The organism is Bradyrhizobium xenonodulans (assembly GCF_027594865.1).
GTDB lineage: Bacteria > Pseudomonadota > Alphaproteobacteria > Rhizobiales > Xanthobacteraceae > Bradyrhizobium > Bradyrhizobium xenonodulans.
In genome coordinates this window covers 58,392-74,027 of sequence record NZ_CP089391.1, presented here as the reverse complement: position 1 = coordinate 74,027, position 15,636 = coordinate 58,392, and the positions used below count along the sequence as shown (strand labels likewise).

At 64.5% G+C, this 15,636-nt stretch carries 15 protein-coding genes; 7 read left to right on the top strand and 8 right to left on the bottom strand.

What is annotated here, in order from left to right:
- Positions 1 to 6: 6 nt before the first annotated feature.
- Positions 7 to 1,365: a serine protease gene (locus I3J27_RS00320; protein WP_270164181.1), complete on the bottom strand. Its 1,359-nt coding sequence runs from the start codon at positions 1,363 to 1,365 to the stop codon at positions 7 to 9.
- Between the two features lie 214 nt (positions 1,366 to 1,579).
- On the opposite strand from I3J27_RS00320, the gene I3J27_RS00315 reads away from it, so the two are divergent.
- Positions 1,580 to 2,383, top strand: a complete 804-nt coding sequence (locus tag I3J27_RS00315; RefSeq protein ID WP_270164180.1) for a HesA/MoeB/ThiF family protein — start codon at positions 1,580 to 1,582, stop codon at positions 2,381 to 2,383.
- Positions 2,384 to 2,392: 9 nt separating this feature from the next.
- Here I3J27_RS00315 and I3J27_RS00310 read toward each other — a convergent pair whose 3' ends face one another.
- Positions 2,393 to 3,400 (bottom strand): aldo/keto reductase, encoded by a 1,008-nt coding sequence (locus I3J27_RS00310; protein ID WP_270164179.1) that lies wholly within the window; start codon positions 3,398 to 3,400, stop codon positions 2,393 to 2,395.
- A 117-nt stretch (positions 3,401 to 3,517) separates the two neighbouring features.
- On the opposite strand from I3J27_RS00310, the gene I3J27_RS00305 reads away from it, so the two are divergent.
- Positions 3,518 to 4,423 carry a LysR family transcriptional regulator gene (locus tag I3J27_RS00305; protein ID WP_270164178.1) on the top strand — a complete coding sequence of 302 codons (906 nt, stop codon included), beginning with the start codon at positions 3,518 to 3,520 and terminating at the stop codon, positions 4,421 to 4,423.
- Between the two features lie 126 nt (positions 4,424 to 4,549).
- Here the strand turns inward: I3J27_RS00305 and I3J27_RS00300 are convergent, their stop codons facing one another.
- Positions 4,550 to 5,551 carry a 2-hydroxyacid dehydrogenase gene (locus I3J27_RS00300; RefSeq protein ID WP_270164177.1) on the bottom strand — a complete coding sequence of 334 codons (1,002 nt, stop codon included), beginning with the start codon at positions 5,549 to 5,551 and terminating at the stop codon, positions 4,550 to 4,552.
- Positions 5,552 to 5,873: 322 nt separating this feature from the next.
- Here I3J27_RS00300 and I3J27_RS00295 point away from each other — a divergent pair, with 322 nt between their 5' ends.
- Entirely contained in the window at positions 5,874 to 6,404 is a 531-nt protein-coding gene (locus I3J27_RS00295) for an SH3 domain-containing protein (RefSeq protein ID WP_270164176.1), read from the top strand.
- A 107-nt stretch (positions 6,405 to 6,511) separates the two neighbouring features.
- On the opposite strand, the gene irrA is transcribed toward I3J27_RS00295, so the two are convergent.
- Positions 6,512 to 7,003, bottom strand: coding sequence for an iron response transcriptional regulator IrrA (gene irrA / locus I3J27_RS00290; protein WP_008131763.1), 492 nt, complete (start codon positions 7,001 to 7,003; stop codon positions 6,512 to 6,514).
- Between the two features lie 356 nt (positions 7,004 to 7,359).
- On the opposite strand from irrA, the gene fabA reads away from it, so the two are divergent.
- The 3 genes from fabA to fabI all read left to right on the top strand — a co-directional run bounded on the left by fabA (position 7,360) and on the right by fabI (position 10,069).
- The gene (fabA, locus tag I3J27_RS00285; RefSeq protein WP_270164175.1) at positions 7,360 to 7,881 is read left to right on the top strand and encodes a 3-hydroxyacyl-[acyl-carrier-protein] dehydratase FabA; all 522 of its coding nucleotides are present in this window, start codon (positions 7,360 to 7,362) and stop codon (positions 7,879 to 7,881) included.
- 43 nt (positions 7,882 to 7,924) lie between these two features.
- Positions 7,925 to 9,148 (top strand): beta-ketoacyl-ACP synthase I, encoded by a 1,224-nt coding sequence (gene fabB, locus I3J27_RS00280; RefSeq protein ID WP_270164174.1) that lies wholly within the window; start codon positions 7,925 to 7,927, stop codon positions 9,146 to 9,148.
- A gap of 120 nt (positions 9,149 to 9,268) precedes the next feature.
- Positions 9,269 to 10,069 (top strand): enoyl-ACP reductase FabI, encoded by an 801-nt coding sequence (gene fabI, locus I3J27_RS00275; RefSeq protein ID WP_270164173.1) that lies wholly within the window; start codon positions 9,269 to 9,271, stop codon positions 10,067 to 10,069.
- 121 nt (positions 10,070 to 10,190) lie between these two features.
- Here the strand turns inward: fabI and I3J27_RS00270 are convergent, their stop codons facing one another.
- From I3J27_RS00270 to I3J27_RS00255, 4 genes are all read right to left on the bottom strand, one after another.
- The gene (locus tag I3J27_RS00270; RefSeq protein ID WP_270164172.1) at positions 10,191 to 10,787 is read right to left on the bottom strand and encodes a glutathione S-transferase family protein; all 597 of its coding nucleotides are present in this window, start codon (positions 10,785 to 10,787) and stop codon (positions 10,191 to 10,193) included.
- A 198-nt stretch (positions 10,788 to 10,985) separates the two neighbouring features.
- The gene (locus I3J27_RS00265; protein ID WP_270172998.1) at positions 10,986 to 11,618 is read right to left on the bottom strand and encodes a hypothetical protein; all 633 of its coding nucleotides are present in this window, start codon (positions 11,616 to 11,618) and stop codon (positions 10,986 to 10,988) included.
- Positions 11,619 to 11,907: 289 nt separating this feature from the next.
- The gene (locus tag I3J27_RS00260) at positions 11,908 to 12,372 is read right to left on the bottom strand and encodes a GNAT family N-acetyltransferase (RefSeq protein WP_270164171.1); all 465 of its coding nucleotides are present in this window, start codon (positions 12,370 to 12,372) and stop codon (positions 11,908 to 11,910) included.
- A 7-nt stretch (positions 12,373 to 12,379) separates the two neighbouring features.
- Positions 12,380 to 13,306, bottom strand: a complete 927-nt coding sequence (locus I3J27_RS00255) for a hydrogen peroxide-inducible genes activator (RefSeq protein ID WP_270164170.1) — start codon at positions 13,304 to 13,306, stop codon at positions 12,380 to 12,382.
- A 115-nt stretch (positions 13,307 to 13,421) separates the two neighbouring features.
- On the opposite strand from I3J27_RS00255, the gene katG reads away from it, so the two are divergent.
- Positions 13,422 to 15,587 carry a catalase/peroxidase HPI gene (gene katG / locus I3J27_RS00250; RefSeq protein WP_270164169.1) on the top strand — a complete coding sequence of 722 codons (2,166 nt, stop codon included), beginning with the start codon at positions 13,422 to 13,424 and terminating at the stop codon, positions 15,585 to 15,587.
- The last annotated feature ends 49 nt before the right edge of the window (positions 15,588 to 15,636 follow it).

The following is a 15,636-nucleotide window of genomic DNA, read 5'->3' as shown; positions in this document are numbered from 1 at the left end:
CGAGAGCTATTTCCGCACGCAGATCACGCGCACGATTGCGGCCTTTGCATCCGTTGAGCTGCCATTCGCGGCGACACCATTCGCCTTCAGGAAATCGCGCACCGCGTCCGCAGACACCATCACCGCCTGCGAAGCCGGCACCGACGTCGCCGGTCCCGCGACCATCGCCGGCTTCAGCAGCGCGACGCCGGCGAACTTGCCGTCGCTGTCGATGGCCGGACTGCCGGAGAAGCCGACCGCGGGCGACGGCGATAGCGCGGAATCGCTCGCTGTGACCGATGCCAGCGCGCCTTTGAGGCTGGACACGCCGGCCGCGCCGCCCTGGCTCTGCGGATCGGCGATGCCGACGACATCGACGTTCGCTTTCGCCGCGCCGCCGGTGAGGCTGAGCGGCTTCAGGCTGCGTGCGCCGTAGATGTGCAGCAGCGCGAGATCGTGCTCCTTGTCTTCGGCGAGGCGGTCGGCGCTGCCGAAGCCGGCGATCGTGATCGCAAGGCAGCCGTCTGTGACGAGGCGGTCGGTGACGATCGCGCCATCGTCGCTGACGACGATGCCGGTGCCGTATTCGACGGTCTTGCGCGGCGGCGGCCCGGCTTGCGGTCCTGATGGAAACGCATTGAACGCGCTCGACATCGCGATCACGACCGGCTCGACCGTGTTCTCGGTCGCCTGGTCGTAGAGGATCGTCATGATCCGGACTTCGTCACCCTTGAAGGTGCCGCGCACGTAGAATTTCTTGAGGCCCTGGAGTCCCGACAGCACGAAGAAGTCGGGCTTCACCACGGTGTAGTCGACCTTGCGATTCGGCTCCTTCTTCTCGGCGTCCGCGAGCTTGGCGGTGGTCGGGTTCGCCTCCTTGCGGCGGCTGAGCAGCACCTGCACCGTGCCGGTCGGCGAGGTCCATTTCGAGCCGTTGGCATCGGTCGCCTGCTGCGGCACGAGCTTACCGGGAATGCCAAGCCGCGCGCCGCTGGTCATCTCGGTCACGATTTTCCAGCCGACGCTGTCCTGCTTGCGCCGTGCAGTCTCTGCGAGCGCGGCCCGCTCCTGCGGATTGAGCACACCGGTCGGCTTGCCGCCCTTGTTCTTCTGGTATTCCTTGATGGCCTCGACCATGCGCGCGCTGACGTCGCCGGTGATGGCGCCGTTATACTGCCCGACCCAGGCCAAATCAGACTGGAGCGCCAGCCGCTCGCCTTGCGTCATGCCGTCGGCCGTCTCCGACGGGGTCTGGACGGCGGGCGGCTTGATCGGCACGGTCTGGACCGTCTTCGGCTTGGTGCCCGGGATTGGCGGCGTCGTCATCTGGGCGTTCGCAGCCGTGGCAGCCGCAAACATCAGTGTTGCCGCAAGCATCGATCTCATGACAAATCCAGCCAGCCCATTGAACGCAATGCCATTGAAGCACATCTCGTTGGTCGCGAACAATGTTGGGGTGGTTCAGGTGATGCCCCTCATCCTGAGGAGCCGCGAAGCGGCGTCTCGAAGGATGAAGGCCGAGCTGCTGCAGCGGGGCCTTCATGGTTCGAGACGGCGCTTCGCGCCTCCTCACCATGAGGGTTGAGAGGAACAGACGACGATGCTGAGCCCGGATGAACTCGAACGCTATGCCCGCCATATCGTGCTGCGCGATGTCGGCGGGCCGGGCCAGGCTGCGCTGAAGCGGGCCTCCGTGCTGGTGATCGGCGCCGGCGGCCTTGGTGCGCCCGCTCTGATGTATCTGGCGGCCGCCGGCGTCGGCACGCTCGGCGTGGTCGATGACGACGTGGTCTCGCTGTCCAACCTCCAGCGCCAGGTGATCCACACGACGCCCGATATCGGCCGGCACAAGGTCGAGAGCGCCGCCGAGCGGATCTCCGCGCTTAATCCGCATGTCCGCTTCGTCGGCCACGCCACCTGGCTCAACGCCGACAATGCGCTCGGCCTGATCGGCGACTACGACCTCGTGCTCGACGGCTCCGACAATTTCTCGACGCGCTATCTGGTCTCCGACGCCTGCTTCTTCGCGAAGCGGCCGCTGATCACGGCCGCGCTCGGCACCTTCGACGGCTCGCTCACCACCATTCGCGCGCATGAGAAGAACGATGCCGGCGAATTCAACCCGACCTATCGCTGTCTGTTTCCGGAAGCGCCGCCGCCCGGCACGGTGCCGGCCTGCGCCGAGGCCGGCGTCATGGGTGCGCTCGCGGGCGTGCTCGGCTCGATGATGGCGCTGGAGGCGATCCGCGAGATCGTCGGCTTCGGCGACGGCCTCGTCGGCCGCCTCCTGATGATCGACGCGCGCGCGATGCGCTTCGAGACGCTGCGCTACGCGCGTGATCCCGCCAACCCGCTTAATGGCGACGGGCCTGTGATCACCGACCTCAGCGCCCATCGCACCTGAGTGCAGCGCTTACGCGCTGGCCGGCTTCTCGCTGTCGAGATGCGCCATCTGCTCGGCGGCGTAGCGCGTGCCGGCGGCGACATCCGGCGGAAAGGCTTTGGCCAGCGCTGCGAGATGAGCCTGCGTCAGCGTCACCTTGGTCGCGCCGAGCGCTTCGGTGAGACGGTTGCGGGTACGGGCACCGATCAGCGGAACAATCTCCTTATCCTGCACGGCCACCCAGGCGATCGCGACCTGCGCCGGCGTTGCGCCGATCTCTGCAGCGATGGCGCGCAGTTGCTCCACCAGCGCGAGATTGGCGTCGAGATTCGATCCCTGGAAACGCGGTGTCATCAGCCGGTAGTCGCGGCCGACCTTCCCGGAGTCCTTCGACCAATGGCCGCTGATCAGCCCGCGCGCCAGGACGCCATAGGCGGTGATGCCGATGCCGAGCTCGCGGCAGGTTTTCAGAATGTCGCGTTCGATGCCGCGCTCGATCAGCGAATACTCGATCTGGAGATCGGCGATCGGATGCACGGCGTGCGCGCGGCGGATGGTGTCGGAGCCGACCTCGGACAAGCCGATATGCCTGACGTAGCCGGCCTTCACGAGATCGGCGATGCCGCCGATCGTCTCCTCGATGGGAACGTTGGGATCGAGCCGCGCCGGACGGTAGATGTCGATATAGTCGGTGCCGAGCCGCTGCAGCGAATAAGCGAGGAAGTTCTTGGTCGCAGCCGGCCTCGTGTCCATTCCGGCGAACTCGCCGGCCGGGCCGCGCAGCGCGCCGAACTTCACGCTGATCTGCACTTTTTCGCGCGGCACATCCTTCAGCGCTTCGTGCACCAGCATTTCATTGTGGCCCATGGCGTAGAAATCGCCGGTATCCAGCAGTGTGATGCCGGCATCGAGCGCGGCATGGACCGTGGCGATGCTCTCGCCGCGATCGGCGGGACCATAGACCTCGGACATGCCCATGCAGCCGAGGCCAAGAGTGGAGACGGTAGGGCCGGTTGAACCGAGTTTGCGCTGTTCCATGATGGCTCTCCTCGAAAAATGCGGCTGACTCCGCCGCCTGACGAGGCCAGATATGCGCCTGACCGATTACGCCCATAAGCTGGACAATCCAGAATACCTTGTTCACATTAGCGAACAATGGCCGATCCCGACCTACGCGACCTCGACGCCTTCGTAGCAGTCGCCCGCACCCGCAATTTCCGGCGCGCAGCGGTGGAAATTCGTGTGTCGGTGTCGAGCCTTAGCCAGCGGTTACGGGACCTGGAGGAACGCCTCGGCGTCCGCCTGATGAACCGCACCACCCGCAGCGTCGCGCTGACCGAGGCGGGCGAGCTGCTGCTGTCCCGCGTGGCGCCGGCGCTGCAGGACGTCGGTGACGCCCTGGATCAGGTCCGCGGCTTGCGCGAGGTCGCTTCGGGCCGGCTGCGGATCAACGCACCGCCGCCGGCGGTCGACCTCGTGCTGGCGCCGATGGCCGGGCCGTTCCTCGCCGCGCATCCGCAGGTCGATCTCGACATCGTCAGCGAAAGCGGCTTCGTCGACATCGTCAGTGGGGGCTATGACGCCGGCGTGCGCTATGGCGAGCATCTCGCGCAGGACATGGTGGCGATCCCGCTGAGCGGCCCGCAGAGTTATGTTGTCGTCGCATCGCCCGATTACATCGCGCGGCGCGGCCGGCCGAAGCATCCCAAGGACCTGCTCGACCATGACTGCATCCGCGCGCGCTACTCGAGCGGCGTCATGCACGATTGGGAGTTCGAGAAGGCCGGCCAGATCATGAAGGTCGATCCGCCGGCAAAGCTGATCTCGACCAATATGAACCTTGCCATGCACGCCGCACTCGCCGGCGTCGGTATCTGGGCAAGCCTCGATGGTTATGTCGGCGAAGCCGTGAAATCCGGCGCGCTGGTCAGCATGATGGAAGACTGGTGCGAACCGTTTCCCGGACCGTTCCTGTATTATCCGAGCCGGCGCCAGGTGCCGCCGGCGCTGCGGGCCTTCATCGACTTCGTCGCGAACTGGCGCAAGCGCGCGGTACGTTGAGACACCAGACCCTCATGGTGAGGAGGCGCGAAGCGCCGTCTCGAACCATGAAAGGCCCGGCTCTCGCCTGTGGCCATCCTTCGAGACGCCGCTTCGCGGCTCCTCAGGATGAGGACGGAGAGCGTATCAGAGCATGCTCGGCAGCACGCGATCCGGCGGCTTGTGCGCGTCGAGGAAGGTGCGGATGTTGATGATCACCTTCTCGCCCATCTCGACGCGGCCCTCGATCGTGGCCGAGCCCATATGCGGCAGCAGCGTCACCTTGCCGGCCTTGGCGAGCCGCACCAGCTTCGGATTGACCGCGGGCTCGTGCTCGTAGACGTCGAGCCCGGCGCCGCCGATCTCGCCGCCTTCGATCAGCTTGATCAGCGTATCCTCGTCGGTGACCTCGCCGCGCGCGGTGTTGACGATGTAGGCGTCTTTGCGGATCAGCTTCAGCCGTCGCGCCGAAAGCAGATGATAGGTCGCCGGCGTGTGCGGACAGTTGACGGAAATGATGTCCATCCGCGCCAGCATCTGGTCGAGGCTTTCCCAATAGGTCGCGCCCAACTCTTCCGCGATCTTCGGCGCGACGGGACGGCGGTTGTGATAGTGGATCTGGAGGCCGAAGGCGCGGGCGCGGCGTGCCACCGCCTGGCCGATCCGGCCCATGCCGATGATGCCGAGGCGTTTTCCGCCGATGCGGTGGCCGAGCATCCAGGTCGGCGACCAGCCCGGCCAGGGCTTTCCTTCCGTCAGGATCGAAGCGCCTTCGATCATCCGGCGCGGCACGGCCAGGATCAGCGCCATGGTCATGTCGGCGGTGTCTTCGGTCAGGACTTTCGGCGTGTTGGTGACGGTGATGCCGCGGGCATGCGCGGCCTCGACGTCGATATTGTCGACGCCGTTGCCGAAATTGGCGATCAGGCGGAGCTTGCAATCCGGCTGGTTCACGACATCGGCGCTGATGTGGTCGGTGACCGTCGGAACCAGCACGTCGGCCGTGCGCGCGGCTTCCGCGATCTGCTCGGCCGACATCGGCGTGTCGTCGAGATTGATCCGCGCGTCGAACAGCTCACGCATCCGGGTCTCGATCGAGTCCGGCAGCTTGCGCGTCACCACGACGAGGGGCTTTTTCTTCACCGACATGTCCTGCCCTCATGAGGCGTTGCAGGCCGCCTCTGTCGCCAAAGGCCGGCCGTTGAGGCCTCATTAACCCGGTTGTTCGACACTGCCTTTGCCGTGTCGTCCCCGGCGTTTCCTTCAAGCTCTCCCGACATTTCCGGCCGGAAAATCGGGCCAAACTGGTTGTTCAGATGTCCGTCCTCTCTAGCAGAAGGCCGGGCCAAGACAAGAACCACGGGCTAAGGCTTCGGGAACACCCGCGTGGGGCGGGTCAGGGGATTCGCGGCAGGTTTGGAATTTGGGGTGAGGATCCGGCTCGGCGGGGTCCTCGACAGGAGACGGGTTGATGGTGTTGGGGCGTTTTTGTTCGGTGATGGCGCTCGTTTGCACCTGGTTGAGCGCCTCGGTCGGCCCCTCGCACGCGGCGAAGGACAGCACCCCCCAGACCGCCAGCGGCCTGCCCGTGCCGCGCTATGTCAGCCTCAAATCGGATCATGTGAACGTCCGCGCCGGCCCGACCAAGGACAATGACGTGGCCTGGGTCTACACCCGCGCCGGCCTGCCGGTCGAAATCACCGCCGAGTTCGAGAACTGGCGCCGGGTGCGCGATTCCGAAGGCGCCGAGGGCTGGGTCTATCACTCGCTGCTGTCGGGCCGCCGGACCGCGGTCGTCACCATGAAGCACAAGGACGAGCTGGCTCCGATCTACGACCGGGCCGATCTCGACAGCGCGGTTGCGGCCAAGCTCCAGGCCGGCGTCGTCACTCAGGTCAAGAAGTGCACTGCAAACTGGTGCCGCGTCACCGGCAATGGCTTTGACGGCTGGATCCAGCAGGAGCGCCTCTGGGGCGTGTACTCGGACGAGCAGGTCAACTGACGGCCTGAAACGACAATGGGCCGGGACATAGGCGGAGCGCAAGCGACGCCGTCCTTCGGACGGCTATGCCCGGCCATGACGAACAAACTAGCAGCCTTGGATTGAGCTCAGCGCTTCTTGCGCAGGCGCACGACCATGTCGATGCGGGCGATCTCGTAACCCTCCGGCACCTCCGGCATCTTGGACAGCGCCAGATGCGGATCCTCGATATCGACCAGCTCGTGGCTGTTCTCAAGGTAATAATGGTGGTGGGTGGTGACGTTGGTGTCGAAATAGGTCTTGGTGCCGTCGACGCTGACCTGGCGCAGCAGGCCGGCGTCGGTGAGCTGGTTCAGCGTGTTGTAGACGGTCGCCAGCGACACCGGGACCTTGGCGAGGGTCGCTTCCTCGTACAGCATTTCAGCCGTGAGGTGGCGAGCACCCTTGCCGAACAGGAGCCAGCCGAGCGCCATGCGCTGGCGCGTCGGACGAAGCCCGGCGGACTGGAGCATTTCGTTGACATCGTGCCACGGGCAGCCGGTCAAAGCCGGCTGGCGGCCGGACAGGAGGGCCGCGGCATGGACGTCGTCGTCGTGATGTGGCGCGGTATTCTCGCTCATTTCCAGATTTCAGGCACGCGTGGACACTGTATCAACATGCAATATATGGACAGATAGATGCAGATGCAAGTTTCTCGCAACTAGAGAGGTTCTAATCAGCTATGGAACCGGGCGAGGGCGCAGTCATTTTACCTTCATGAGATCGCTTTGCCACCCGAAATGCCTGTGTTAGAGAGCGCGCGGTTCCGCTAAGCCGATCGTGGCGCGGCCGGGCATTGAGGCCGGGTTCGCAGGTCCATCCGGGCTCTCGGCATTCGCGCCTGCTGACAACGGCAATTGGCGTTGCTTTCCGAACAGAACGGGGCCCATTTTTGCCAGAAACGCCGCTCAATCGGGGTTAGAACAGAGGCTTCCGCATGCTGAACAGGCGCAACGGTTACGAATATGAAGATTTGCTGGCATGTGCCCGCGGCGAGATGTTCGGCCCGGGCAATGCCCAGCTGCCGCTGCCGCCGATGCTCATGTTCGACCGCATCACGGACATCAACGACAATGGCGGCGAGTTCGGCAAGGGTGTGGTGCGCGCCGAGCTCGATGTGAAGCCCGACCTCTGGTTCTTCGGCTGCCACTTCAAGAACGATCCTGTCATGCCCGGCTGCCTCGGCCTCGATGCGCTGTGGCAAATGGTCGGCTTCTTTCTGGGCTGGAGCGGTGGCGAAGGTCGCGGCCGCGCGCTTGGTCTCAACGAGCTGAAGTTCAGCGGCCAGGTGCTGCCCGACGCCCGCAAGGTTGTGTACAACGTCGATATCAAGCGCGTGATGCGGGCAAAGCTGGTGCTCGGCATCGCCGACGGATGGCTTTCGGTCGATGACCAGATTATCTATCGCGCCAAGGACCTGAAGGTCGGCCTGTTCAAGCAGGGCGTGAGCCTGGGCTGAGCGCATCACACCAAGAAAGACAACGATTTAAGGCGAGGCTGTCATGAGGCGGGTTGTGGTCACCGGGATGGGCATTGTCTCGTCGATCGGAAACAACACCCAGGAAGTGCTTGCGAGCCTCCACGAGGCGAAGTCGGGCATTTCGCGGGCTGAGAAATATGCCGAGCTCGGCTTCCGTTCGCAGGTGCAAGGTGCGCCGACGATCGATCCTGCGACGGTCGTCGACCGGCGCGCGATGCGCTTCCTCGGCCAGGGGGCGGGGTGGAATCACATCGCGATGGAGCAGGCGATCCAGGACTCCGGTCTGTCGCCCGACGAAGTCTCCAACATCCGCACCGGCATCATCATGGGCTCTGGTGGCCCGTCCGCCCGCACCATCGTCGAAGCCGCTGACATCACCCGCACCAAGGGGCCGAAGCGCGTCGGGCCGTTTGCAGTGCCGAAGGCGATGTCGTCCACGGCCTCCGCGACACTCGCGACCTGGTTCAAGATCAAGGGCGTGAACTATTCGATCTCCTCGGCCTGCGCGACGTCGAACCACTGCGTCGGCAACGCCTATGAGACGATCCAGATCGGCAAGCAGGACGTCATCTTCGCCGGCGGCTGCGAGGAGCTGGACTGGTCGCTCTCGGTGCTGTTCGACGCCATGGGCGCGATGTCCTCGAAATACAACGACACGCCCGCCACGGCCTCGCGTCCCTACGACGTCAACCGCGACGGCTTCGTCATTGCCGGCGGCGCCGGCGTGCTGGTGCTGGAAGAGCTCGAGCATGCCAAGGCGCGCGGCGCGCGCATCTACGGTGAGATCGTCGGCTACGGCGCGACGTCGGACGGCTACGACATGGTTGCGCCCTCCGGTGAGGGTGCCGAGCGCTGCATGCGCATGGCGATGTCGACGGTGAAGACCAAGGTCGACTACATCAATCCGCACGCGACCTCGACGCCGGCCGGCGATCCGCCGGAGATCGACGCACTTCGCAGGGTGTTCGGCGCCGGCGAGAAATGCCCGCCGATCTCGGCGACCAAGGCGCTGACCGGTCACTCGCTCGGCGCAACCGGCGTGCAGGAGGCGATCTACTCGCTGCTGATGATGAACAACGGTTTCATCTGCGAAAGCGCCCACATCCAGGAGCTGGATCCCGTGTTTGCCGACATGCCGATCGTGCGCAAGCGCATCGACAACGTCAAAATCGGCACCGTGCTGTCGAACTCCTTCGGCTTCGGCGGCACCAACGCCACGCTGGTGTTCAGCCGGCTGGATGTGTGACGGCGTCGTTGACGCATCGTTGATTTTTCTCGTCATGGCCGGGCTTGCCCCGGCCATCCACGTTTTGACCTTGGGCTCCGAAGGCGTCGGGCCGGCACAAAAGCGGAAGGTGGTCCTGAGATGGAAGGTTTGATGAAAGGCAAGCGCGGTCTGATCATGGGCATCGCCAATGATCATTCGATCGCCTGGGGCATGGCGAAGACGCTGCATGCCCATGGCGCCGAGCTCGCCTTCACCTTCCAGGGCGAGGCCCTCGGCAAGCGCGTCAAGCCCCTGGCGGAGCAGCTCGGCGTGGACCTGGTGCTGCCTTGCGACGTCGAGGACATCGCCAGCGTCGATGCCACCTTCGATGCGCTGCGTGAAAAATGGGGCAAGCTCGATTTCGTCATCCACGCGATCGGTTTCGCCGACAAGAACGAGCTCAAGGGCCGCTACGCCGACACCAGCCGCGAGAACTTTTCGCGCACGATGGTGATTTCCTGCTTCTCCTTCACGGAGGTCGCAAAGCGCGCCGCCGAACTGATGACGGAGGGCGGCAGCATGATCACGCTGACCTTCGGCGCCTCGGAGCGCTCGATGCCGAACTACAACGTGATGGGCGTGGCCAAGGCAGCGCTGGAAGCCTCGGTGCGCTATCTCGCCTCCGATTTCGGACCGCGTGGCATCCGCGTCAACGCGATCTCCGCCGGCCCCATTCGTACGCTTGCCGGCTCCGGCATCGGCGAGGCCCGCGCGATGTTCGCCTTCATGCAAAAACATTCGCCGCTCCGCCGCGGCGTCACGCTCGACGAACTCGGCGGCTCGGCGCTCTATCTGCTGTCGGATCTCTCCGGCGGCGTGACCGGCGAAATCCACTATGTCGATTCCGGTTACAATATCGTCCTGATGCCGCGGCCGGACGATTTGAAGACGGAAGAATAGGACGCCGTTGGGTGGGCAAAGGCGCGCAAGCGACGTGCCCACCATCTCTCCGAAATCTTGATAGGTACAAGACGTGGGCACGCTTCGCTTTGCTCACCCTACGAGAGCTACGAGAGCTGTTTCAGCCCGCCGCGATCGTCTCCGCGCGCTGGAACGCCGGCCGCGCCAGGCAGCGCGCCAGATAGGCATCGAAGGCCGGGCGTGACGGCACCATCTTGAACCGGCGCACCGCGAAATTCAGCCCCGAGCCGATCGTGATGTCGGCGGCGGAAAACTCCTCGCCGAGAATCCACGGTCCCTTCGCGAGCGCGGCTTCCAGCACGTCGAAGACCTGCGTCGCACTGCCCCAGGCCGCGGTCGAGGTCGGAATCTCGATCTTGGTGAAGATCTGGATGATGGCTGGCTCGATGCAGCCCGGCGAGAAGAACAGCCATTGCAAATAGCGCGCACGGCGCGGATCGGTCACATCAGGCGCCAGCTTCGTCTCGGGGTAGCGGTCCGCGATGTAGGCGCAAATCGCCGCGGCTTCGCCGAGCGCGGCATCACCGTCGCTGAGCGCGGGCACCTTGCCCATCGGATTGATCTTCAGATAGTCCGGCGCCTTCTGCGCGCCGGTCGAGATGTCGGTCAGCACACGCTCATAGGGCAGGCCGCTCTCCTCCATCAGCCAGAGCGTCGTGAACGAGCGCGAGCGGGGCGACCAATAGAGCTTGATCATGGCGCGGAACCTTCTATCGCATGAGCGGGCGAAGGCTCATTCATTGCGTGTTTGCACCGGAGGGGCAACGCACTATGCCTAGACCGGATGGTCCGGGCTTCGGCGATATCTTGTCAATTTGTCTTGATGCTCAAGCACTCCGAGCGAATCGGCGCAGTCGCTCCGCACGACAGACTCGTCCGAACTCGGAGTGTCGGTTCAGTCTTCCTTGAGGTAGCCGGGCAGGCTCCGGTCGAGCCTGTCTACGATGAGTGCTCGTGTCCTCTCGCGCAGCGCCGCGTTGGTCGAAGCTGCCGCGGGTGGATCAGGGAATAGCGAGTTGTCGAGCTTGTTGAGTGGGTCTTCGGTCAATCGCATGCCCGCGGCGAAGTTCGCGCCGAAATTTACAAAGGGACGCTTGATCTCCTCGTAGCTCCGACCGTCGATCAGCGTGATCGCAATGTTGGCGAAAAGGTGCGAGTGACGGAGAAGGCTGCCGAGACCTTGATTGTAGGTGCCGATGCCGTTCAGTGTCATGTGCGTGTTCGGCAGCTCCGCCTTGAACGTGGTTGCGACGAGATAGCGATCGCAGTTCGCATTCGCCGTGAAGCTCCGCACAATCGTTGGCAGACGCTCTCCGGGATCCCGGATGAGGATCGTTTTCGGATTATAGAAGGGCTCGAAAACGTCCTTGGGATAGGTGATCCTTCGCACCGTGGGATCGTCGCCCGTTGCCGCGCGCACACGCGCGAAAACGAGATCATCGAGTCTCCAGTCGACCGGGACATCGCTTGCCTCATTCTCGAAGATCGTGAGGCCGAATTTCTGTACGGAGTAGCGGTCTCCGATCATCGAGATCACGCCGAGCCGGCACGGGCCGCTCTCGATCGCGGCCGGCTGTTTCGCAACTGGTTTCGCTTTCGGCGCCGCTTTCTTGGCGGCCGGTTTCGCCTGTGGTGCGGCGGGAGTGGTGGTCGCGGGAGGGGTTTGCGCTGCTGCTGGAGCCAGAAGGGACAGCAGGACGAGCGCCGACGCAGCAAATCGAAACATGGATTCCAGGGGATCAGAGGCGGGACGTCATCGGACATGCCACACTAGGTCGAGAGCATGACAACCGCAAGCTGCGTCCGGTCATCGCTGCCTATCCGGCGGGCCGCAGCCGCTTCCACCTGTAATATTTCATCATGAACCCGTTCGACGGTTCGATCTCCTCCTTCTCGAACACAAAACCTTCGCGCTCGTACCAGCGCCAGGCTTTGTCGTTCTCGCGGACGCAGCGCAGGTACATCTCGTCCGGCATTTGCGTGCGCGTGAAGGTGAGCAATTGCCGGCCGAGCGATCGACCCTGATAGGCCGGTGCGACGAACAGCATGTCGAGATAGAGCTTTGGCAGATGCAGCGCCAGCATCGCGGCGATCGTGCCGTCGTCGTCGGCGACGAACAGGCTCCAGCCGTCCTCGATCTCGCGCCTGATGCGCGCGCGCAAATTCGCCAGCAGGAAGGGGCTCGCTTCGCCAAGTCCGGTCGAGACCCAGCTTTCCATCCAGACGCGGCCGACCTCGTCATATTCGTCCGCGCGGGCCGGGCGGATGATCGGGGTGGGCATCAAGGCCTCAGGCCCGCGGGCTGCGCACGGATGGCCGGGCGCGCACCTTGCCGGCCGACAGGCACACGACTTCGGAGATTTGCAGAAGCTGGCGCGCCAGCGGGCTGGTCTTGCGCCAGACCATGCCGATGGTGCGCGAAGGCTCGGGGTCGCGGAAGCGCGAAAGCGAGACCGAGGCCGATCGCGTCTCCACCGGCACGGCCATCTCCGGGATGAGCGTGACGCCGATGCCAGCACTGACCATCTGGACCAGCGTCGACAGCGAATTCGCATCCAGCATCTCGCGCGGCGGCGCCGATTGCATGTTGCAGAACGACAGCGCCTGATCGCGGAAGCAGTGCCCCTCCTCGAGCAGCAGCAGCCGCATCTCGCGCATCATCTCGCGCGACGGCGCCGGCGTGCCTTCGTCGGAGCCCGGCCGCACCAGCAAAAACTTTTCGTCGAACAGCGCGACCTCGGTGAGCGACGGCTCTGACACCGGCAGTGCGACGATGGCGGTGTCGAGCCGGCCTTCGACCAGCTCCTGGATCAGCCGCGGTGTCATCGTCTCGCGCACGCGGATGTCGAGCTCCGGATGCAAGCGCGTCAGATTCTTGGTGATCTTGGGCAGGAGATACGGTGCGATCGTCGGGATCATGCCGATGCGAAGCCGCCCGGCGAAACGGTCCTGCGAGGCGCGGGCGAAATCGCCGAGCTCATCGACCGATCGCAAAATGTCGCGGACGCGCTGGGAGAGTTCCTCGCCGAACCGGGTCAGCGCGACTTGCCGGGCGCTGCGCTCCAGCAGCAGTCCGCCCAGCGCTTCCTCCAACTCCTTGATCTGCATCGACAAGGCCGGCTGCGAGATCGAGCAGGACTCCGCCGCGCGGCCGAAATGGCCGTGGCGCGCCAGCGCGTCGAAATACCGGAGCTGGCGCAGCGTCACGTTGATCATCAGAAAATCCTATCGCAGCGATCATTAAAGTCAACTTCCCCTGATCGAACGCGACGCTTAGAGTGGTTCTACCTGGTCAAAAGGCGCGAGTTCGACGCCGCCAGAGGAGGTATTCATGGACGACTCTTCGAAGTGCCCGTTTACGGGCGGAAAACCCACGCGCGTGAACCGCGACTGGTGGCCGACCCAGCTCAGCATCGAGATGCTGCACAAGAATTCTGCCCTGTCCGATCCGATGGGCAAGGAGTTCGACTACGCCAAGGAATTCAAGACGCTCGACCTGAATGCGGTCATCAAGGACCTGACCGCCCTGATGACGGACTCGCAGGAATGGTGGCCCGCCGACTTCGGTCACTATGGCGGCCTCATGATCCGCATGGCCTGGCACAGCGCAGGCACCTATCGCACCACGGACGGCCGCGGTGGCGCCGGCGCCGGTCAGCAGCGTTTCGCGCCGCTCAACAGCTGGCCCGACAATGCCAACCTCGACAAGGCGCGCCGTCTGCTCTGGCCGATCAAGCAGAAATACGGCCGCAAGATTTCCTGGGCCGATTTGATGGTGCTCGCGGGCAACGTCGCGCTGGAATCGATGGGCTTCAAGACCTTCGGTTTCGCCGGTGGCCGCGCCGACGTCTGGGAGCCGGAAGAGCTGTATTGGGGTCCCGAGGGCACCTGGCTCGGCGATGAGCGCTACAGCGGCGAACGCCAGCTCGCCGAGCCGCTGGGCGCCGTGCAGATGGGACTCATCTACGTCAATCCGGAAGGTCCGAACGGCAAGCCGGATCCGGTCGCCGCGGCCAAGGACATCCGCGAGACCTTCGCCCGCATGGCGATGAACGACGAAGAGACCGTCGCGCTGATCGCCGGCGGCCACTCTTTCGGCAAGACCCATGGCGCGGGTGATCCGTCGCTGGTCGGACCGGAGCCGGAAGCGGGTGCGCTGGAAGATCAGGGCCTCGGCTGGAAGAGCAAGCACGCTTCGGGCCTGGCGGGTGATTCCATCACCAGCGGCCTCGAGGTGACCTGGACGACGACGCCGACGAAGTGGAGCAACAACTTCTTCGAGAACCTGTTCAACTTCGAATGGGAGCTGACGAAGAGCCCGGGCGGCGCGAACCAGTGGACGGCCAAGGGCGCCGACGCGATCATTCCCGATGCCTTCGACAAGTCGAAGAAGCATCGGCCGACGATGCTGACGACCGACCTGTCGCTGCGCTTCGATCCGGCCTACGAGAAGATCTCGCGCCGCTTCCTTCAGAACCCGGCTCTGTTCGCGGACGCCTTTGCCCGCGCCTGGTTCAAGCTGACCCATCGCGACATGGGCCCGATCCAGCGCTATCTCGGCCCGCTGGTGCCGAAGGAGACGCTGATCTGGCAGGATCCGATTCCGGCCGTGAATCACGAGCTGGCCGGCGATCAGGACATCGCGGCGCTGAAGACCAAGATCCTGGCTTCAGGTCTGTCGGTCTCCGAGCTGGTCTCGACAGCCTGGGCGTCGGCCTCGACGTTCCGCGGTTCGGACAAGCGCGGCGGCGCCAATGGCGCGCGCATCCGCCTTGCCCCGCAGAAGGATTGGGAGGTGAACCAGCCGGCTCAGCTCTCCAAGGTGCTCGGCAAGCTCGAAGCGATCCAGAAGGACTTCAACGCGTCGTCAGGCGCGAAGAAGGTCTCGCTGGCCGACCTCATCGTCCTCGGCGGCACCGCCGCGGTCGAGAAGGCCGCGAAGGATGCCGGCGTCGACGTCAAGGTTGGCTTCACGCCGGGCCGCATGGATGCTTCGCAGGAGCAGACCGACGCTGAGTCCTTCGCACCGCTCGAGCCGCGGGCCGATGGCTTCCGCAACTATATCGGCAAGAAGCATCAGTTCCTCCAGCAGGAGGAAGCGCTGGTCGATCGCGCGCAGCTTCTGAAGCTCACGGGACCTGAACTGACCGTGCTCGTCGGCGGCCTGCGCGTGCTCGGTGCCAATGCGAACGGGTCGAAGCACGGCGTGCTCACTTCCAAGGTGGGAACGCTGAGCAACGACTTCTTCGTCAACCTGCTCGACATGAGCGCGCAGTGGACCGCAGTGGCTGACGGCACCTATGAGGCCCGCGACCGCAAGACCAATGCGGTGAAGTGGACAGGCACGCGCGCCGATCTCATCTTCGGCGCACACTCGCAGCTCCGCGCCTTTGCCGAGGTCTATGCGACCTCGGATTCCAAGGAGAAGTTCGTGCAGGACTTCGCCAAGGCCTGGACCAAGGTGATGAACCTCGACCGGTACGACATCGCGGCGTGAGTTGCCGCACCTCTCCCGCAGGCGGGAGAGGTGAGGAGCCAGGCGGATG